The sequence below is a fragment of the Frigoribacterium sp. RIT-PI-h genome (genome assembly GCF_001297205.1).
Classification (GTDB): Bacteria; Actinomycetota; Actinomycetes; order Actinomycetales; family Microbacteriaceae; genus Frigoribacterium.
Genome location: NZ_LHOZ01000065.1, coordinates 30,135 through 48,643, shown reverse-complemented (window position 1 = coordinate 48,643; position 18,509 = coordinate 30,135). Strand labels below are relative to the sequence as shown.

The following is an 18,509-nucleotide window of genomic DNA, read 5'->3' as shown; positions in this document are numbered from 1 at the left end:
AGATCGGGATCAGATCCTGACACTGGAGGCAATGTGGCCGAGAGCAACGATGTCGTGTTCGTCGACGGGGTACGCACCCCGTTCGGGCGGGCCGGCGACAAAGGCATGTACTGGCAGACCCGCGCCGACGACCTGGTCGTCAAGGCGATGAAGGGTCTACTCGAACGCAATCCGTCCCTCCCGCCCGAACGCATCGACGACGTCGCCATCGCCGCGACGACGCAACAGGGCGACCAGGGCCTCACCCTGGGGCGCACGACGGCGCTGCTCGCAGGGCTCCCCCAGTCCGTGCCCGGGTACGCCATCGACCGCATGTGCGCCGGTGCCATGACCAGTGTGACGAGCGTCGCCGGCGGCATCGCCTTCGGTGCCTACGACGTCGCCCTCGCCGGCGGGGTGGAGCACATGGGTCGGCACCCGATGGGGTTCGCCGCCGACCCGAACCCCCGGTTCGTCGCCGAGAAGCTCGTCAGCGGCGAGGCACTCAACATGGGCAACACCGCAGAGCGCATCCACGACCGGTTCCCCCAGCTGACCAAGGAGCGGTCCGACCGCTACGCCCTGCGATCGCAACAGAAACTCGCGGCCGCCTACGACGCCGGCCAGATCCAGCCCGACCTCGTCCCGGTGGCGATCAAGACGGATCAGGGCTGGGGGTTGGCCACGCGCGACGAGGCACCCCGTCCCGAGACCACGATGGAGGGTCTGGCCGGGCTTCGTACCCCCTTCCGGCCGCACGGTCGCGTCACCGCCGGCAACTCGTCCGGTCTCAACGACGGTGCGACGGTGAGCCTGATGGCGTCCGGTGCCGCGGCGAAAGAGCTCGGACTCACCCCCAAGATGCGCCTGGTCAGCTTCGCCTTCGCCGGCGTCGAGCCCGAGGTCATGGGCATCGGCCCCGTTCCGTCCACCGAGAAGGCGCTCCGGAAGGCCGGGCTCTCGATCGACGACATCGGCCTCTTCGAGCTGAACGAGGCGTTCGCGGTGCAGGTCCTCTCCCTGCTCGACCACTTCGGCATCGACGACGACGATCCGCGCGTGAATCCCTGGGGTGGCGCCATCGCCGTGGGCCATCCCCTCGCGTCCTCGGGCGTCCGGCTCATGATCCAGCTCGCCCGCCAGTTCGAGCAGCACCCCGAGGTGCGCTACGGCCTCACGGCCATGTGCATCGGCCTCGGCCAGGGCGGCAGCGTCATCTGGGAGAACCCCCACTACTCGCGGAAGGCGGCGCGCGCATGAGCTCGGCGACCGAACAACTGACCGAGCTGTCGGCCGATGAGGTCGTCACGCACTCCTACGTCCGCGACGTCCCGTTGCCCTCCGGCGGCGTCCTCGCCCTCATCACCCTCGACAACGGTCGTGACCACACCCGGCCGAGCACGCTGGGGCCGGCGACGCTGCACGAGTTCGGGGCGGCCCTCGACGCCGTCCGCACCCGCGCCTCCTCGGGTGAGATCGCGGCGATCGCCGTCACCGGCAAGCCCTACTTCCTGGCGGCGGGCGCCGACCTCAGCAAGGTCAGCGCCATCCCCAGCCGCGACGTCGCCCGCGAACTCGCCAGGCTCGGGCACGCGGTCCTCGGCAAGCTGCACGACGCCGCGGTGCCCACCTTCGTCTTCGTGAACGGCCTCGCCCTCGGGGGCGGCGTCGAGATCGGCCTGCACGCCGACTACCGGACGGTCGACTCGTCGGCGGCGGCCATCGCCCTGCCCGAGGTCTTCCTCGGCATCATCCCCGGCTGGGGAGGCGCCTGGCTGCTGCCGAACCTGATCGGCATCGAGAACGCGCTCAAGGTCGTCATCGAGAACCCCCTGAAGAACAACCGCACGCTGAAGCCCGCCCAGGCGCTCGAACTCGGCATCGTCGACGTGATGTTCGGCCCCGCGACCTTCCTCGAGGACAGCATCCGGTGGGCCGACGGAGTGCTGACCGGCCGCGTCACCGTCAAGCGACCGAACGTCCCGGGCAAGCTCGAACGTGCGGTCAAGTGGGACGTCGCGATCTCGGTCGCGCGCAAGTCACTCGAGTCGAAGATCGGCACGGTCGCGAAGTCGCCCTATGCCGCACTCGACCTGCTCAAGGCCGCGAAGAACACCGACCGGGCGACCGGCTTCGCGGCGGAGGACGAAGCACTGGCCGACCTCGTGGCGGGCGACCAGTTCCACGCGAGCATGTACGCCTTCGACCTCGTCCAGAAGCGCGCCAAGAAGCCCGCCGGAGCCCCCTCCCCCGACCTCGCCCGGAAGATCGGCAAGGTGGGCGTCGTGGGTGCCGGACTCATGGCGAGCCAGTTCGCCTTGCTCTTCGTGCGGCGCCTGCGCGTCCCGGTCGTCATCACCGACCTCGACCAGGCCCGGGTCGACACGGCGCTCGCCCGCATCAGAGGAGAGATCGACGAGTTGCAGGGCAAGGGGCGCATCTCGCGCGATGAGTCCAACCGCCTGAAGGCGCTCATCACGGGCACGACCGACCTGGCCGACTTCGCCGACGCCGACTGGGTCATCGAAGCCGTCTTCGAAGAGCTGTCGGTCAAACAAGAGGTCTTCGCGAACGTCGAGGCCGTCGTCTCGGACACCGCGGTGCTGGCGACCAACACCTCGTCGCTGAGCGTCGAGCAGATCGGGGCGCGCCTCGCGCATCCCGAGCGCCTGGTCGGGTTCCACTTCTTCAATCCGGTCGCGGTCATGCCTCTCGTCGAGGTCGTCAAGACCCCGGCGACGGACGACGAGACGCTCAGCACGGCGATGGTGACGGCGAAGGCTCTTCGGAAGAACGCCGTCATCACGGCCGACACCCCTGGTTTTGTCGTCAACCGCATCCTGGCCAAGGTGCTGGGCGAGGCCATGCACGCCGTCGAGACGGGGACGCCGTTCGAGGTGGTGGATCGAGCGACCGCCCCGTTCGGCCTGCCGATGACGCCGTTCGAGTTGCTCGAGTTGGTGGGACTGACCGTCGGGGCGCACGTGCTCGACACCCACCACGCCGCGTTCCCCGACCGGTTCTTCGCCAGTGAGGGACTGCACCGTCTGGCCGAGCACGGCACCATCTTCGAGCGGGACTCGAAGGGCCGTCGCAAGGGGTTCGACAAGAAGGCCGTCGCCCTCGCCGCCGGGCCGGGCACGGCACTCACCGACGACGAGCTGCGCATCCGCATCGAGGACGGCCTCGCCGACGAGGTCGGTCGCATGCTCGACGACCACGTGGTCGCCGCCGCCGAGGACATCGATCTCTGCCTGATCCTGGGAGCCGGGTACCCGTTCCAGATGGGCGGGGTCACGCCGTACCTCGATCGCGTCGGGGCCTCACGGCGCGTGCGCGGTCGCGACTTCCACGAGCCGGCCATCCGCGGCGTCGAGTAGCCCACCGACGTCGAACGCCCCGTCTCGGACGAGACGGGGCGTTCGACGTCGATCGTTGTGGTGTGCCACCGCACCGGGACTCAGTCGTGTCGGGCGTCCTCGTGCCTCGTCGCGGCGGCGGTCTCGTCCAAAGGCCTCGCGACGGGGATGCGACTGCCGAGCACCTGGGCCACGACGTCGCGGGCGATGTGCTGCGGGGTGAGGCCGGCCTCCTCGAGGATCTCGGCCCGGGACCCGTGCTCGAGGAACTCGTCGGGCAGGCCCAGCTCGGTCACGGCCGTGTCGACGCCTGCGCCACGGAGATCCTGCCGCACCCGGGTGCCGATCCCGCCGACCCGGACTCCGTCCTCGATCGTGATGACGAGTCGGTGGGTCGCCGCGAGTTCGATGATGCTCCCCGGCACGGGGACGACCCATCGCGGGTCGACGACCGTGGCGCCGATGCCCTGGGCCTCCAGGCGTTCGGCGACCTCGAGCCCGATCCCGGCCATCGGGCCGACGCAGACGATGAGGACGTCGTCGTGGCCCGCACGACGCAGCACCTCGACACCGTCCTCGAGACGTTCGACGGCCTCGTGTTCGACGCCGACGGCTCCCTTGGAGAACCGGATGACGGTGGGAGCGTCGTCGACCGCGACGGCCTCCCGGAGTTCTTCGCGGAGGCGCGTCGCATCTCGGGGTGCGGCCAACCGGATGTGCGGCACGATCTGCAACAGCGCGAGGTCCCACATGCCGTGGTGGCTCGGACCGTCCGGCCCGGTGACGCCGGCCCGGTCGAGGACGAAGGTGACGCCCGCCCGGTGGAGGGCGACATCCATCAACACCTGGTCGAAGGCACGATTGACGAAGGTCGCGTACAGGGCGACGACGGGGTGGAGGCCGCCGAACGCCAGACCCGCAGCGCTCGTCACCGCGTGCTGTTCGGCGATCCCGACGTCGAAGACGCGCTTCGGGAACCGCTCGGCCAGTTTGTGCAGGCCCACGGGGCGCAGCATCGCGGCCGTGATGCCGACGACCTTCGCGTCGTGCTCGGCGATGTGGACGATCTCGTCGGCGAACACGGACGTCCACGACGGCGAGGTGGCCGTCTCGAGGGGCTCGCCCGTCTCGGGGTCGATCTGCCCGACCGCGTGGAACTGGTCGGCCACGTCGGCGCGCGCGGGATCGAACCCGCGGCCCTTCTCGGTGATCGCGTGCACGATCACGGGGGCACCGTAGTTCTTCGCCTGGAGGAGGGCTTCTTCCATGGCCACCTGGTCGTGACCGTCGACCGGCCCGATGTACTTGATGTCGAGGTTCGAGTAGAGCGCCTCGTTGTTGGTGAACCGGCTCAAGAAACCGTGCAGTCCACCCCGGACACCGCGGTAGACGGCGCGACCCGGGTGTCCGAGTCGGTCGAAGACGGCCCGGCTGCCGACGTGGAGCTCGCGGTAGGCCTGGCGGGTGCGGACGGTGTTGAGGAAACGGGCCATTCCCCCGATGGTCGGGGCGTACGACCGGCCGTTGTCGTTCACGACGATGGTGAGTCGACGGTCGTTGTCGTCGCTGATGTTGTTCAGGGCTTCCCACGTCATGCCCCCGGTCAACGCGCCGTCGCCCACGACGGCGACGACGTGCCGGTCGTCGCGGCCGGTGAGCTGGAACGCTCGAGAGATGCCGTCCGCCCACGAGAGCGAACTCGAGGCGTGCGAGCTCTCGACGATGTCGTGCTCGGACTCGGAGCGCTGCGGGTAACCGGCGAGGCCGCCCCGGAGGCGGAGGCCGGAGAAGTCCTGCCGACCGGTGAGGAGCTTGTGGACGTACGACTGGTGGCCGGTGTCGAAGACGAAGGCGTCGTGCGGCGAGTGGAAGACCCGGTGCATGGCCAACGTCAGCTCGACGACGCCCAGGTTCGGCCCGAGGTGGCCCCCGGTCTTCGACACCTCGGTCACGAGGAACCGGCGGATGTCGGCGGCCAGTTCGACCATCTGTTCGTTCGTCAGGCGGTCGAGGTCACGAGGCCCCGTGATCGTCTGCAACAGGCTCATGCTGGCCTTCCCTTTCGGCCCTCTCGGGCATCCCGCCAGTCTAGGCACGCGACCGGCGAGAACGCCGTACGACCCCCGGACGATGCGGGTGATCGTCCGGAGGTCTGGTCGGTGCGGGGTCTGTCGATCAGACCAGGCTGCGCAGGACGTACTGCAGGATGCCGCCGTTGCGGTAGTAGTCCGCCTCGCCGGGGGTGTCGATGCGCACGACGGCGTCGAACTCGACCGGCTGCTTGCCCTCGGGCGAGTGGGCGGTCGGAGTGGCGGTCACGTGGACCGTCTTCGGCGTCGTGCCCTCGTTCAGCTGCTCGATCCCGGCGATGTCGATCTGCTCGGTGCCGTCGAGTCCGAGCGACTCCCAGCTCTCGCCCTGAGGGAACTGCAGGGGGACCACGCCCATGCCGATGAGGTTCGACCGGTGGATGCGTTCGAAGCTCTCGGTGATGACCGCCTTGACCCCGAGCAGGCTCGTGCCCTTCGCGGCCCAGTCCCGGGAGGATCCCGAGCCGTACTCCTTGCCGCCGAGGATGACCAGGGGCGTCCCTTGCTCTTGGTAGCGAGCGCTGGCGTCGTAGATGAACGACTGCGGGCCCTCGGCCTGCGTGAAGTCACGGGTGTAACCACCCTCGACGCCGTCCAGCAGCTGGTTCTTGAGGCGGATGTTCGCGAAGGTGCCACGGATCATGACCTCGTGGTTGCCGCGACGGGACCCGTACGAGTTGAAGTCCTTGCGGTCGACGCCGTGCTCGTCGAGGTAGTGGCCTGCCGGGCTGTCCACCTTGATCGACCCGGCCGGGCTGATGTGGTCGGTCGTGACCGAGTCGCCGAGCTTCGCCAGGACACGGGCGCCCCGGATGTCGGTGACCGGGGTGGTCTCGATCGTCATGCCCTCGAAGTACGGGGGCTTGCGGACGTAGGTGGACTCGGAGTCCCACTCGAAGGTGGCGCCGGTGGGTGTCGGCAAGGAACGCCAGCGCTCGTCACCGTCGAACACCCCCGCGTACTCGTGGGTGAACATGCCGGTGTCGATCGAGGAGTCGATCGTCTGCTGCACCTCGGCGGCGTCGGGCCAGATGTCCCGCAGGTAGACGTCGGTTCCGTCGTCGGCCGTCCCCAGGGCGTCGTTCTCGAAGTCGAAGTTCATCGACCCGGCCAGGGCGTACGCGATGACCAGGGGCGGGCTGGCCAGATAGTTCATCTTCACGTCGGGGTTGATGCGACCCTCGAAGTTGCGGTTGCCGGACAGGACGGCCGTGACGGCCAGGTCGTTGTCTTGCACCGCCGTCGAGATCTCGTCGAGCAGGGGGCCGGAGTTGCCGATGCAGGTCGTGCAGCCGTAGCCGACCGTGTAGAAGCCGAGATCTTCGAGGTAGGCGGTCAGGCCGGCCTTCTCGTAGTAGTCGGTGACGACCTTGGACCCGGGCGCGAGGGTGGTCTTGACCCACGGCTTGGCCTTGAGGCCCTTCTTGCTGGCGTTGCGGGCGAGGAGGCCCGCGGCGAGCATGACGGACGGGTTCGACGTGTTCGTGCACGACGTGATGGCAGCGATGGCGACCGCGCCGTGGTCGAGGGTGAACGTCGAGCCGTCACCGAGGGCGACCGAGGTCGGCTTGGACACCTTGGCCGGAGCATGCGACGTGTGCGAGATCGAGTGCGGCTGCGCCTCGTCGTCGTCCTCGGCGGTGAAGCCGATCGGGTCCGAGGCGGGGAACGTGCCCTCGACCGCGGCGTCGACGTGCGAGTGGTCCGTGCTGGCGTAGTTCTCGAGGTCGACCTCGAACTGCGACTTGGCCGCGGTGAGCTCGATGCGGTCCTGCGGGCGCTTGGGCCCGGCGATGGAGGGGACGACCGTCGCGAGGTCGAGTTCGAGGTACTCGCTGAAGACGGGCTCCGTCGACGGGTCGTGCCAGAGACCCTGCAGCTTGGCGTACTGCTCGACGAGGTCGATCTGCTCGTCCGAGCGTCCGGTCAGACGCAGGTAATCGAGCGTCACGTCGTCGATCGGGAAGATCGCCGCCGTCGAACCGAACTCGGGGCTCATGTTGCCGATGGTGGCGCGGTTGGCCAAGGGGACCTCGGCCACGCCTTCGCCGTAGAACTCGACGAACTTGCCGACCACGCCGTGACGACGCAGTTGCTGCGTGATGGTGAGCACCACGTCGGTGGCCGTCACGCCGGTCGGGATCGAACCGGAGAGCTTGAAGCCCACGACCTTGGGGATCAGCATCGACACGGGCTGACCGAGCATGGCGGCCTCGGCTTCGATGCCGCCGACGCCCCAGCCGAGCACGCCCAGGCCGTTGACCATCGTCGTGTGGGAGTCGGTGCCCACGAGGGTGTCGGGGTAGGCCTGCAGCACCCCGCCGACCTCACGGCTGTAGGTGACGCGCGCGAGGTACTCGATGTTGACCTGGTGGACGATGCCCGTGCCCGGCGGCACGACCTTGAAGTCGTCGAAGGCCGTCTGCCCCCAGCGGAGGAACTGGTACCGCTCGCCGTTGCGCTCGTACTCGATCTCGACGTTGCGCTCGAGCGCGTTCTCGGAGCCGAAGAGGTCCGCGATGACCGAATGGTCGATGACGAGTTCAGCCGGTGCCAGCGGGTTGATCTTGGTGGGGTCTCCACCGAGCTCGGCGACGGCCTCGCGCATGGTGGCGAGGTCGACGATGCAGGGCACCCCCGTGAAGTCCTGCATGACGACGCGCGCCGGCGTGAACTGGATCTCGGTGTCGGGCTCGGCGGTGGGCTGCCACGAGCCGAGTGCCCGGATCTGGTCGCCCGTGACGTTCGCACCGTCTTCGGTGCGGAGCAGGTTCTCGAGCAGGACCTTGAGGCTGAACGGAAGCGTCGAAGAACCCTCGACCGCGTCGATGCGGTAGACCTCGTAGTCGGTGGACCCGACCGTGAGGGTGTTCTTCGAGCCAAAACTGTTGATTGCAGACACGTGCCGTCTCCCTTGCTGACTACGCCCTCATCTTGGCCGGTGCGCGCGACGCCCACCAGCGAGGTCAGCCTAAGTCCGCGGGGTGTCCCCGGGGCCGATCCCAGCGATTTGTCTCGATGTCGAGACAAAACATAGCACCAGGAGGCGCGGGTCAGTCCGAGGGGCCCCGCGCGTCGTCCGCGGCCTCGCGTCCGCTGTAGACCGTCCGGACGAGCAGCCAGGTCACCCAGAGCAGCCCTGCGTAGAGGGGAACGCCCATCACGAGTTTGAGCGTGCCGAGCAGGGCCACGTCACCGGCCAGCCAGAGGGGTGCCTGGACGGCGAGACGTGCGGCGAAGAGCCCGGCCCACAACCACGTGGCCAGGACGAGGACGCGCCGTTTCGCCCGATCGGCCCGCCAGCCCGTGCCGTCGTTCGTGAGGAGTCCCACCACGATGCCGATGAGGGGCCAACGCACGGCGATGCTGACCAGCATGGCGGCGAGCGAAGCGGCGTTGATCAGCAGCCCGGGGACGAAGTTGTTCTCGGCCCGGCCGGAGAGCAACGCGATCCCTGCGGAGAGGGCGATGCCGAAGACGCCGGCGAGTGCCTGGGCGACCGGGCCACGCTGGACGGCTCGGGCGACGACGAACGCCACGGCCAGGACCAACGGGATGAGGACCGACGGCACGACGTCGCGGGTGATCGTGTACACGACCACGAAGCCGAGGCCGGGGACGATGGACTCGACGAGCCCGCGCACCCCACCGATCGCCGTCAGGAGCGCTGCCGCCGTGGGCACCTCGCCGGGTGCGACCTGGCCGATGCCGGCTCGCCGCGCGGCGGCCTGCAACTGAGCCGCGAGCGACACCCGGGGGTCGTCGAGCGGCGACGGATCAGCCGGGTCGGGCCGTTCGTCGGACGCGGACACGTCGGGTCAGACGACCGAGGGCGTGGTGCCCGGGGCGTCGGTCGGGCCGGCCTTCGGCATGGCCAGAGGGATCAGCTCGCGCGGAGGCATGGGGGTCGTTCCGCGGACCACGACGATGCTGCGGAAGAGCTCTTCGATCTTCTCGGCAGCCTCGCCCTCGTGGGCCGCGTCGCCCGCGATGACGCCGCGGAGGAACCATCGGGGACCGTCGACGCCGATGAAACGGGCTCGCCTGATGGTTCCGGGGTCGCCACCCATGACCGGGATCTCGGCGCGGACCTCGGGACCGAACGGCCCCTCGACCTCGGCCGTCGTACCGCCCTGCTTCTCGATCTGCTCGCTGATCTGCCCCCGGATCTCGTTCCAGAGGCCCGTCGTGCGCGGCGCGGCGAACGGCTGCACCTGCAGCGTCGACTTGGCGAAGTCGAGGCCGACGGCGACGACCCGCTTGCTTCCCTCTTCGACCTCGAGTCGGAGGTGGAGCCCCTCTCGGGGCAGGATCTTGACGCCACCGAGGTCGACGTAAGGACGGACGGGGTTGGCCTCGGTCTCGTCCAGAGGGCCGACGTCGGCACGGTCCTCGGGTGCCGACTTCGAGTCGTCGAACACCTCGACCTCGGCGTCGTCGAGGGACTCGATGTCGACCTCGACGTCGTCGACGTCCGCCGACTCGACGTCGATCTCGACTGCGGCCAGTTCTTGCTCGCGGCGTTTGGACTTCCTCACGCGGTGCCTCCTGGGTTGTGTGCGTATCCGGTGGAGCCGTGCCCGTCGGCCCCTCGTACGCTCTCGGGGAGCGCGGCGACGGGGACGAAGGTCGCGCGGACGACCGGCATGATGACGAGTTGGGCGATCTTGTCGCCGACGGCGACGTGGTGCTCGGTCTCGAGGTCCGTGTTCAGCAGCGAGACCTTGATCTCGCCGCGGTAGCCGGCGTCGACGGTGCCCGGAGCGTTCACGACGGTGATGCCGTGCATGGCGGCCAGTCCGCTGCGGGGCATGACGAACGCGGCGAAACCCTCGGGCAGCGCGATGGAGACGCCCGTGCCGACGAGGGCGCGGTGCCCGGGACGCAACACCAGGTCTTGTGTCGAGAGCAGGTCGGCGCCGGCGTCGCCCGGGTGGGAGTACACGGGCACCGAGGTCGCCTCGGCGGCGATGAGGACGTCGAGGGTCTGGGGCACGTGTCGAGGGTAGTGCAGAAGTCTGGTCGAATGGACGTCATGAACCCCTACCGTGAGCGCCTGCTCCCGCCGCTCTCCGTCTTCATCGCCTGCGCGCTGCTCGTCCCTGCCACCCTGCTGGTCTTCCTGCCGATCAACTCGACCGTGGGCGTGGTGATGTCCGTCGTGTTCTACGTGGCCGCCATCGTCGTGCTCGTCCTGACCTCGCCCGTGCTGACGATCGACGACGAGGGCTTCACGGCGGGTCGTGCCCGTCTGTACGCCCACGAGATCGGCGAGGCCGAGGGGTTCACCGGCGCCGACGCGACACGAGAAAGAGGGCCCCGGCTCGACGCGCGAGCCTGGACCCTCTTCAGAGGCTGGGTGCGACCGGTCGTCAAGATCTCGTTGACGGACCTCGACGACCCGGCACCCTATTGGTTGGTGTCGACCCGTCGTCCTGACGAGGTCGTCCGGCGGTTGGAGGCGCTCAGGCGGCGCACTCCCGGCAGATAGCGCCCAGCTTGGTCTCGTGGTCGAGCTGCGAGCGGTGCTTCACCAGGAAGCACTCGACGCAGGTGAACTCGTCGACCTGCGGGGGGAGGACGACGACGTCGAGGTCGAGGTCCGAGAGGTCCTGTCCGGCGAGCTCGAACGAGCCCGGGTTGTCGGCGTCGTCGTCGACGACGCCGGTCATCTTGTCGGGGACCCTCTCTTTGAGCCCCTCGATCGACTCCGAGCCGTCGTCGTCGTTCTTGCGAGGTGCGTCGTAGTCGGTGGCCATGCCCATCCAGTTCTTCGGTCGTTCGTGTGCCCGATTCGGCGGGTGCAGTTTGCATCACTCGTTGTCGAATAGCAAACCCGTTCCCACGGCCTTTCAGCCGCCTCGGAAGAACTGACGGCACGCCCGTCGTATTCCCGCGAGAACGGGTGGCGACGTGCGATTCTTGGCACCGGATCACGACGGTGAAAGGCGTGGAAAATGCAGGATCTCAGGGTCATCGGCGTCCAGAGCGGAGCTCTGCTCGTCTCCACCGACGCCGGTGGCGAGTACCGCCTTCCCGTCACCCACACCCTCCACTCCCAACTCCGGGCGGCCAACCCGGGTGACGCGCCGGTCGAGCGGAAGGCACCGCCGCGCGAGATCCAGGCCCTGGTCAGGGCGGGGAAGACACCACAGCAGGTCGCCGACCTGACCGGCGCCGACCTCGACTACGTGCACCGGTTCGAGGGTCCGGTCCTGGCCGAGCGCTCCTTCGTCCTCGAGAGCGCACGGGCCGTCACGGTCTCCGTCGCCGACGACGCGGCCTCCGGCGTGCAGGCGACGACCTTCGGAGCCGTCATCGACGAGCGACTCGACGGTGCCGAGACCTCACAGCGCGAGTGGAGCGCCTACAAGGACGCGGAGCACGGCTGGGTGGTCCACGTGGCCTTCGTCACGCACGAGGTCGAGCGCGATGCGACGTGGCGCTTCGACCCGAAGAAGTCGGTGCTGGCCCCCCTCGGCGGCGACGCCCACCGACTCTCCCAGCACGGCGAGGAGGCCGGTCCGCTCGTCCCGCGTCTGCGAGCCGTGTCCCGCGAGCCACGTCACGACGACACCTCGGGGCGTTTCGACAGCGGTGCCTTCCTGGTCGACCAGGTCGACGAGGTCGAACTCCCGGCCGAGACCGCGACCGACCGGTTGCGTCCCGGCGTCCGGGGCGCCGCCTCCTTCGCTGCCGCCAACCGAGCGCCGGACGACGCGAGCGGGCACGACCAGACCGCCGACCTGCTCGAGGCCCTGCGTCGTCGTCGCGGAGAACGCGAGGCCGCCCGGTTCTCGGACGACGACGGGCGCTCGGACCACCCGGTCACCGGCTCGATCCGCGTGATCGACGTCCCCCTGGACGACTTCGACCTGCCCGAGGGGGCCACCAAGCCCACGCCCGTGCTGACCGACTCGTCGCACCACGGCGACGCGCGCACGACCGACGTACCGGTCCAACCCACGGGCATCCGGGGCAGCCGCGGGAGGGCCGGCCGTCGCGAGATGCCCAGCGCGGCTCCGGCGGCGAAGAAGACGCGCGGGCGCACCTCGATGCCGAGCTGGGACGAGATCGTCTTCGGAGCGCGCTCGGACGACGATCCCGCCTGACCCCTCTGCCCGGGGTCTGCGACCGTCACCGCCGGTAGGCGCCGAACGTCCGCAGGGGAACCATGGTCTCGTCGTCGGACCACGACCCGTGATGACCGACCATCGTGCCGGGTTCACCGCCGCGATCTCGTCCGTCGTAGTAGGCGACGCCCCGGCGTGCGGCGGCGAGCACGCCGCCCATGCGCGGGAGCACCGCGGGGTCGACGGCCCCGAACCAACCGGCCTCGACCGCCTCGGCCCGGGTCAGGACCCAGGCCCGATCTCCTTCGGCCGCTCGCCAGGCGTCGAGCAGCGCGCTCCGTCGGGATTCGTCCGCGTCGGGTTCGAGGTGCAGCTGCAGGCAGCGAGGCTCCCCCGCCACGTGTCTCACCCCGTCGACCAGGGCCGGCGTCACCCCGAAGACGATGCGTCGCCGTTCGGCGACGTCGACGATCCCGTGGTCGGCCGTCACGATCACCCCGACGTCGGGTGCGACCGTGGACTCGAGCCTGCGCACCTCGGCGTCGACGCCCTCGAGGGCGTCGATCCACTCGTCGGACTCCCATCCGGCACGGTGGGCGATCATGTCGAGTTCGGGGACGTAGAGGTAGACCAAGGAGGCGCGGGTCGAATCGACGAGCCTCGCCGCGGTCTCGAAGCGGTCGCCCACGCTCTCCGCCACGTCGTAGGTGGCGCCCCGGAGGATGGCCTCGGTCAGGCCTGACGATCGGTAGCGCTTGGGGCCCACGGCGTGGGACTCCACGTCGGGGGACGTCTCGAACAGGGTGGGACGGCGCTGCCACACGTCGGGTCGCATGCGCTCGTCCCAGCCCGAGAGCTGCTTGACCACACGATCGTTCTCGGGGTCGAGGGCGGAGTAGCCGACGAGGCCGTGCTCGCCGGGGAGCGCCCCGGTCGTCAGCGTCGTGAGCGCCGCCGCGGTGGTCGTGGGCCACCCGGACCACAGGCTGCCCTTCACGCCCGACAACGTCCGGGCGTGGCCTCGGCGGGCTCCGAGGGCGGCCTGGCCGAGGCCGTCCACCAGGACGACGACGGCGGCCCGCGCGGCGGGCAGGCGGAGCGCGTTCACCTCACCCCGGAGGGACGCGAGACACGAGGGCACCACGTCGGCCAGGCTCACGGCCCCCCGGGGGCGCGCCGGTACGATGGAGGACACCGGCCCCAGTCTGGCACAGCGACGATCGGGTGCCCCGTCCACCCCGATCCGTGAGAAGTGCATGACCACCACCGAGAACACGAGCAGCCCCGACCACGGCGAACGCATCGAGGACATCGACGTCTCGCTCGAGATGCAGGGGTCGTTCCTCGAGTACGCGTACTCGGTCATCTACTCACGGGCGCTCCCCGACGCCCGGGACGGCCTCAAGCCGGTCCAGCGCCGCATCCTCTACCAGATGTCCGAGATGGGCCTGCGGCCCGACCGCGGCCACGTGAAGAGCGCGCGCGTCGTCGGCGAGGTCATGGGCAAGCTCCACCCGCACGGCGACACCGCGATCTACGACGCCATGGTGCGTCAGGCGCAGCCCTTCACCATGCGCGTGCCGCTCATCGACGGGCACGGCAACTTCGGCTCGCTCGACGACGGGCCCGCCGCACCGCGATACACCGAGGCCCGTCTCGCCGAGGCGTCGCTGGCCATGACACAGGGACTCGGCGAGGACGTCGTCGACTTCGTCCCCAACTACGACAACCAGTTGATGCAGCCCGAGGTGCTTCCCGCGGCCTTCCCCAACCTGCTGGTGAACGGTGCGAGCGGCATCGCGGTGGGAATGGCGACGAACATGGCGCCCCACAACCTCGTCGAGGTCGTCGGCGCCGCGAGACACCTGATCGACCACCCCGACGCGAGCCTCGACGACCTGATGGCGTTCGTGCCCGGGCCCGACCTGCCCACCGGCGGCACGATCGCCGGGCTCGCCGGGGTCCGCGACGCCTACGCGACGGGTCGGGGCAGCTTCAAGACCCGGGCGCGGGTCGGCGTCGAGAGCATCACCGCACGGAAGAACGGTCTCGTGGTCACCGAGCTGCCCTACCTGGTGGGGCCCGAGAAGGTGATCGAGAAGATCAAGGACGGGGTGCAGGCGAAGAAGCTGACCGGCATCACGGACGTCACCGACCTCACCGACCACAAGCACGGTCTCCGTCTCGTGATCGGGATCAAGACGGGGTTCAGCCCCGAGGCCGTCCTCGAGCAGCTCTACCGGTACACGCCGCTCGAGGACGGCTTCAGCATCAACAACGTCGCCCTGGTCGACGGGCAACCGCGCACGCTCGGGCTGAGGGAGATGCTCGAGGTCTACGTCGCCCACCGCCTGTCGGTCGTGACGCGTCGCAGCCGCTACCGGCTGGCCAAGAAAGAGGATCGCCTCCACCTCGTCGAGGGCCTGCTCATCGCCATCGTCGACATCGACGAGGTCATCCAGGTGATCCGGACGAGCGACGACACGGCCGCCGCCCGCGCTCGACTGCGCGAGGTGTTCGACCTCAGCGAGATCCAGGCCGAGTACATCCTCGATCTGCAGTTGCGCCGACTGACCAGGTTCAGTCGCATCGAACTCGAGGCCGAACGTGACGAACTGCTCGCGGCCATCGCCGACCTCAAGGACCTGCTGGCCGACCCCGCGCGTCTCCGCGCCCTCGTCTCGAGCGAGCTCGGTGAGATCGCGGAGCAGTTCGGCACCCCGCGGCGGACCCTCCTCACCGAGGCCAAGCCGAGCGTCGCCACGACGGGTCGCGGCAGCAGGTCCACCCCCGTCCTCGAAATCGCCGACACCCCGACCCGGGTGTTCCTCTCGACGACGGGCCGCGTCCTGCGCGTGGACCACCTCGACCCCGACTCCGCAGCCCCCACTCCCCCGGCCCGGCGCACGAAGCACGATGCGGTCCTGTCGTCCATCGACACGACCACGCGGACCGAGATCGGAGCCGTGACGAACCTCGGGCGTCTCGTCCGCCTCACCCCCGTCGACCTCCCGTCGGTGCCCCCCACGTCGGTCCAGCTCGGTGCTGGCGTCCCGATCAGGGACTACATCGGCTTGGTCGACAAGAAAGAACGTGTGCTCGGGCTCGTCTCGCTCACCGCCGATCGGAGCATCGCGCTGGGCACGGCCCGGGGTGTCGTCAAACGAGTCGCGACCGGCCAGTACCCCGCCCGACCCGACTTCCCGGTCATCAGTCTGAAGAAGGGCGATCAGGTGGTCGGCGTCGCCCAGGGGGTCGACGAGGACGAGCTCGTCTTCGTCACCTCCGCCGCGCAGCTGCTCCGGTTCACCGCCTCGGCGGTCCGACCGCAGGGGCCCGCCGGCGGTGGGGTGGCCGGAATCAACCTCCCGGACGACGCGAGCGTCATCTTCTTCGGCGCCGTGCCCGCGGGTCACGAGGCCGTCGTCGCGACGGTGTCGTCGAGCAGCTCGACGATCGCCGGCACCGACCCCGGACGTGCCAAGCTCAGCGCCTTCGACGAGTACCCGGGCAAGGGGCGCGCCACGGGCGGTGTCCGATCCCACTCGCTGCTCAAGGGCGAGGACGCCCTGTCGCTGGCCTGGGTCGGACCGGCCCCCGCGCAGGCGGTCGGCCCGGACGGCTCCGTCCGGAGCCTGCCGACCGAGCTGTCACGCCGCGACGGGTCGGGCACGCCCCTCGACGCACCCGTCGGATCCGTCGGGGCCTCGGTGGCCCACATCACCGACTCGGCCACGGGCCTCGAGGCCGGCGCCGAACCCGGCGAGTGACGCGTCGGACGACCGACCGAGGCGGCACCGCACCTCGAAGTCGAGAGGCGGCGCCGTCCTCGTCGGCCACGAGTCGTTCGGGGCTCAGACGTCGATGCGGTCGCGGCTGAGACCGGCTCCGTCGATGATGAACTCCTTGCGAGGGGCGACGTCGTTGCCCATCAACAACTCGAAGACCCGTGCGGCGTTCTCGGCGTCGTCGACCTTGACGCGCCTCAGCATGCGGTTCTGACGTTCCATCGTCGTGGTCCGGAGTTGTTCGGCATCCATCTCGCCGAGACCCTTGTACCGCTGGATGGGGTCCTGGAATTTCTTGTTGGTGCGTTTGAGCCCCGCGAGGACGCCGTGCAGCTCTTTCTCGGAGTACGTGTAGATCGTCTCGTTGGGCTTGCTGCCGGGGTGCATCACGACCACTCGATGCAGTGGTGGAACGGCCGCGAAGACGCGACCGGCCTCGATCATCGGTCGCATGTACCGGAAGAACAGCGTGAGCAGCAGCGTCCGGATGTGGGCACCGTCCACGTCGGCGTCGCTCATGATGATCACCTTGCCGTAGCGGGCCGCTTCGAGATCGAAGGACCGTCCGGACCCGGCCCCCAGCACCTGGATGATGGAGGCGCACTCGAGGTTGGACAGCATGTCGCTGACCGAGGCCTTCTGGACGTTGAGGATCTTGCCCCGGATGGGTAGGAGTGCCTGGAACTCGCTGTTGCGGGCGACCTTGGCCGTGCCCAGTGCGGAGTCACCTTCGACGATGAACAGCTCGCTGTTGGCCACGTCGTTCGACCGGCAGTCGACGAGCTTGGCCGGGAGGGTCGAGTTCTCGAGGGCGTTCTTGCGACGCTGGGTCTCTTTGTGCGCCCGGGCGGCGATGCGGGTCTTCATCTCGGCGACGACCTTGTCGAGCACGAGGGCGGTCTGGGCCTTGTCTTCACGGCGGGTCGAGGTGAACAGCTTGCCGAACTCGGTGGCGACGACGTTGGCCACGATGGCCCGCACGGCGGGTGTGCCCAGGATCTCTTTCGTCTGGCCCTCGAACTGCGGCTCGGGCAGGCGCACGGTGAGAACGGCGGTCAGACCGGCGAGGACGTCGTCCTTTTCGATCTTGTCGGTACCCACCTTGAGGCGGCGGGCGTTGGCCTCGACCTGCTGCCGCACGAACTTCAGGAGGCCGGCCTCGAAGCCGGTCTGGTGCGATCCGCCCTTCGGCGTGGCGATGATGTTCACGTAGCTGCGGAAGACGGTCTCGTATCCCCCGCCCCAGCGCAGCGCGATGTCGACGTCGCACTGGCGCTCGAGTTCGGTCGCGATCATGGCACCGCCGTCCGTGAGCACCGGCACCGTCTCGGTGTAGGTGCCCGACCCGGTCAGGCGCCACGTGTCGGTCACCGCCGTGTCGGGCGCCAGGAACTCGACGTACTCGCTGATGCCCCCGTCGAAACGGAAGGTGCTCTCGAGGGGGAAGCCGCCGTCGGTGAGCGAGCCGGCACGCTCGTCGCGCAGCGTGAGCGTGAGCCCGGGGATGAGGAAGGCCGTCTGCCGGGCCCTGGCCGAGAGCTCGTCGGTCTGGAACGAGGCCCCCCGGGTGAAGATCTGCCGATCGGCCCAGTACCGCACCCGGGTGCCGGTGACACCGCGCTTGGTCTTGCCGACCTCGCGGAGCACGCTGCCCGAGACGAACGGGGTGAACGGCGAATCGGGGGTGGGCTCGCCCTCGTCGTCGAACGTGCCGGGTTCGCCGCGGCGGAACGACATGGCGTACGTCTTGCCGCCCCGGTCGACCTCGACGTCGAGCCGCTCGGACAGGGCGTTGACGACCGAGGCACCGACGCCGTGGAGCCCACCCGACGACGTGTACGAGCCGCCGCCGAACTTTCCACCGGCGTGCAGCTTCGTGAACACGACCTCGACGCCGCTGAGGCCCGTCTTGGGTTCGATGTCGACGGGCACGCCGCGCCCACCGTCGCGGACCTCGACGCTGTCGTCCGAGTGCAGCACGACGTCGATCGTGTCGCCGTGCCCCCCGAGGGCCTCGTCGACCGAGTTGTCGATGATCTCCCAGAGGCAGTGCATGAGGCCGCGCGAGTCGGTCGACCCGATGTACATGCCGGGGCGTTTGCGCACGGCCTCGAGGCCTTCGAGAACCGAGAGGTGCCGGGCCGAGTAGTCGGAGGCGGGTGCGGACGAGGTGGGGGGCATGGTTCTCCTGAAGGGCCCGCCGTCATCTCTCGACGACGG

Annotated in this window: 13 protein-coding genes; 5 read left to right on the top strand and 8 right to left on the bottom strand. The window is 69.4% G+C overall.

Annotation, left to right across the window (positions count from 1 at the left end):
• Positions 1-33: 33 nt before the first annotated feature.
• Positions 34-1,239 (top strand): thiolase family protein, encoded by a 1,206-nt coding sequence (locus AEQ27_RS07150; protein WP_054146022.1) that lies wholly within the window; start codon positions 34-36, stop codon positions 1,237-1,239.
• A complete protein-coding gene (locus tag AEQ27_RS07145; RefSeq protein WP_054146021.1) occupies positions 1,236-3,359 on the top strand; it encodes a 3-hydroxyacyl-CoA dehydrogenase NAD-binding domain-containing protein in 2,124 nt (707 codons plus the stop codon). Before AEQ27_RS07150 ends, AEQ27_RS07145 begins: the two co-directional genes overlap by 4 nt.
• Before the next feature lie 80 nt (positions 3,360-3,439).
• On the opposite strand, the gene dxs is transcribed toward AEQ27_RS07145, so the two are convergent.
• The 5 genes from dxs to dut all read right to left on the bottom strand — a co-directional run bounded on the left by dxs (position 3,440) and on the right by dut (position 10,424).
• Positions 3,440-5,386, bottom strand: a complete 1,947-nt coding sequence (gene dxs / locus AEQ27_RS07140) for a 1-deoxy-D-xylulose-5-phosphate synthase (RefSeq protein WP_054146020.1) — start codon at positions 5,384-5,386, stop codon at positions 3,440-3,442.
• 127 nt (positions 5,387-5,513) lie between these two features.
• Positions 5,514-8,330 carry an aconitate hydratase AcnA gene (acnA, locus tag AEQ27_RS07135; RefSeq protein WP_054146019.1) on the bottom strand — a complete coding sequence of 939 codons (2,817 nt, stop codon included), beginning with the start codon at positions 8,328-8,330 and terminating at the stop codon, positions 5,514-5,516.
• A 151-nt stretch (positions 8,331-8,481) separates the two neighbouring features.
• Positions 8,482-9,240, bottom strand: a complete 759-nt coding sequence (locus tag AEQ27_RS07130) for a DUF3159 domain-containing protein (RefSeq protein ID WP_054146018.1) — start codon at positions 9,238-9,240, stop codon at positions 8,482-8,484.
• 6 nt (positions 9,241-9,246) lie between these two features.
• Positions 9,247-9,879, bottom strand: coding sequence for a DUF3710 domain-containing protein (locus AEQ27_RS07125; protein WP_200908336.1), 633 nt, complete (start codon positions 9,877-9,879; stop codon positions 9,247-9,249).
• A gap of 83 nt (positions 9,880-9,962) precedes the next feature.
• The gene (dut, locus tag AEQ27_RS07120; protein ID WP_054146017.1) at positions 9,963-10,424 is read right to left on the bottom strand and encodes a dUTP diphosphatase; all 462 of its coding nucleotides are present in this window, start codon (positions 10,422-10,424) and stop codon (positions 9,963-9,965) included.
• Positions 10,425-10,463: 39 nt separating this feature from the next.
• On the opposite strand from dut, the gene AEQ27_RS07115 reads away from it, so the two are divergent.
• Entirely contained in the window at positions 10,464-10,919 is a 456-nt protein-coding gene (locus AEQ27_RS07115) for a DUF3093 domain-containing protein (RefSeq protein WP_054146173.1), read from the top strand.
• Here AEQ27_RS07115 and AEQ27_RS07110 read toward each other — a convergent pair.
• On the bottom strand, positions 10,894-11,187 hold the full coding sequence (locus AEQ27_RS07110; RefSeq protein WP_043592858.1) for a DUF4193 domain-containing protein: 294 nt from the start codon (positions 11,185-11,187) through the stop codon (positions 10,894-10,896). The two genes, AEQ27_RS07115 and AEQ27_RS07110, sit on opposite strands and share 26 nt — an antisense overlap.
• 198 nt (positions 11,188-11,385) lie before the next feature.
• On the opposite strand from AEQ27_RS07110, the gene sepH reads away from it, so the two are divergent.
• A complete protein-coding gene (sepH, locus tag AEQ27_RS07105) occupies positions 11,386-12,540 on the top strand; it encodes a septation protein SepH (protein ID WP_054146016.1) in 1,155 nt (384 codons plus the stop codon).
• A gap of 25 nt (positions 12,541-12,565) precedes the next feature.
• On the opposite strand, the gene AEQ27_RS07100 is transcribed toward sepH, so the two are convergent.
• Complete coding sequence (locus AEQ27_RS07100) at positions 12,566-13,696, bottom strand: alkaline phosphatase family protein (protein WP_054146172.1); 1,131 nt, start codon at positions 13,694-13,696, stop codon at positions 12,566-12,568.
• A 61-nt stretch (positions 13,697-13,757) separates the two neighbouring features.
• Between AEQ27_RS07100 and AEQ27_RS07095 the strand changes: the two genes are divergently transcribed.
• The gene (locus AEQ27_RS07095) at positions 13,758-16,271 is read left to right on the top strand and encodes a DNA topoisomerase (ATP-hydrolyzing) subunit A (RefSeq protein ID WP_054146015.1); all 2,514 of its coding nucleotides are present in this window, start codon (positions 13,758-13,760) and stop codon (positions 16,269-16,271) included.
• A gap of 84 nt (positions 16,272-16,355) precedes the next feature.
• On the opposite strand, the gene AEQ27_RS07090 is transcribed toward AEQ27_RS07095, so the two are convergent.
• Entirely contained in the window at positions 16,356-18,470 is a 2,115-nt protein-coding gene (locus tag AEQ27_RS07090) for a type IIA DNA topoisomerase subunit B (RefSeq protein ID WP_054146014.1), read from the bottom strand.
• Positions 18,471-18,509 lie beyond the last annotated feature (39 nt).

Coding starts and splice junctions, on each gene's coding strand:
- AEQ27_RS07145 (WP_054146021.1), top strand. CDS start 1,236: ATGAGCTCGGCGACCGAACAACTGACCGAGCTGTCGGCCGATGAGGTC.
- dxs (WP_054146020.1), bottom strand. CDS start 5,386: ATGAGCCTGTTGCAGACGATCACGGGGCCTCGTGACCTCGACCGCCTG.
- AEQ27_RS07115 (WP_054146173.1), top strand. CDS start 10,464: ATGAACCCCTACCGTGAGCGCCTGCTCCCGCCGCTCTCCGTCTTCATC.
- AEQ27_RS07110 (WP_043592858.1), bottom strand. CDS start 11,187: ATGGCCACCGACTACGACGCACCTCGCAAGAACGACGACGACGGCTCG.
- sepH (WP_054146016.1), top strand. CDS start 11,386: ATGCAGGATCTCAGGGTCATCGGCGTCCAGAGCGGAGCTCTGCTCGTC.
- AEQ27_RS07095 (WP_054146015.1), top strand. CDS start 13,758: ATGACCACCACCGAGAACACGAGCAGCCCCGACCACGGCGAACGCATC.
- AEQ27_RS07090 (WP_054146014.1), bottom strand. CDS start 18,470: ATGCCCCCCACCTCGTCCGCACCCGCCTCCGACTACTCGGCCCGGCAC.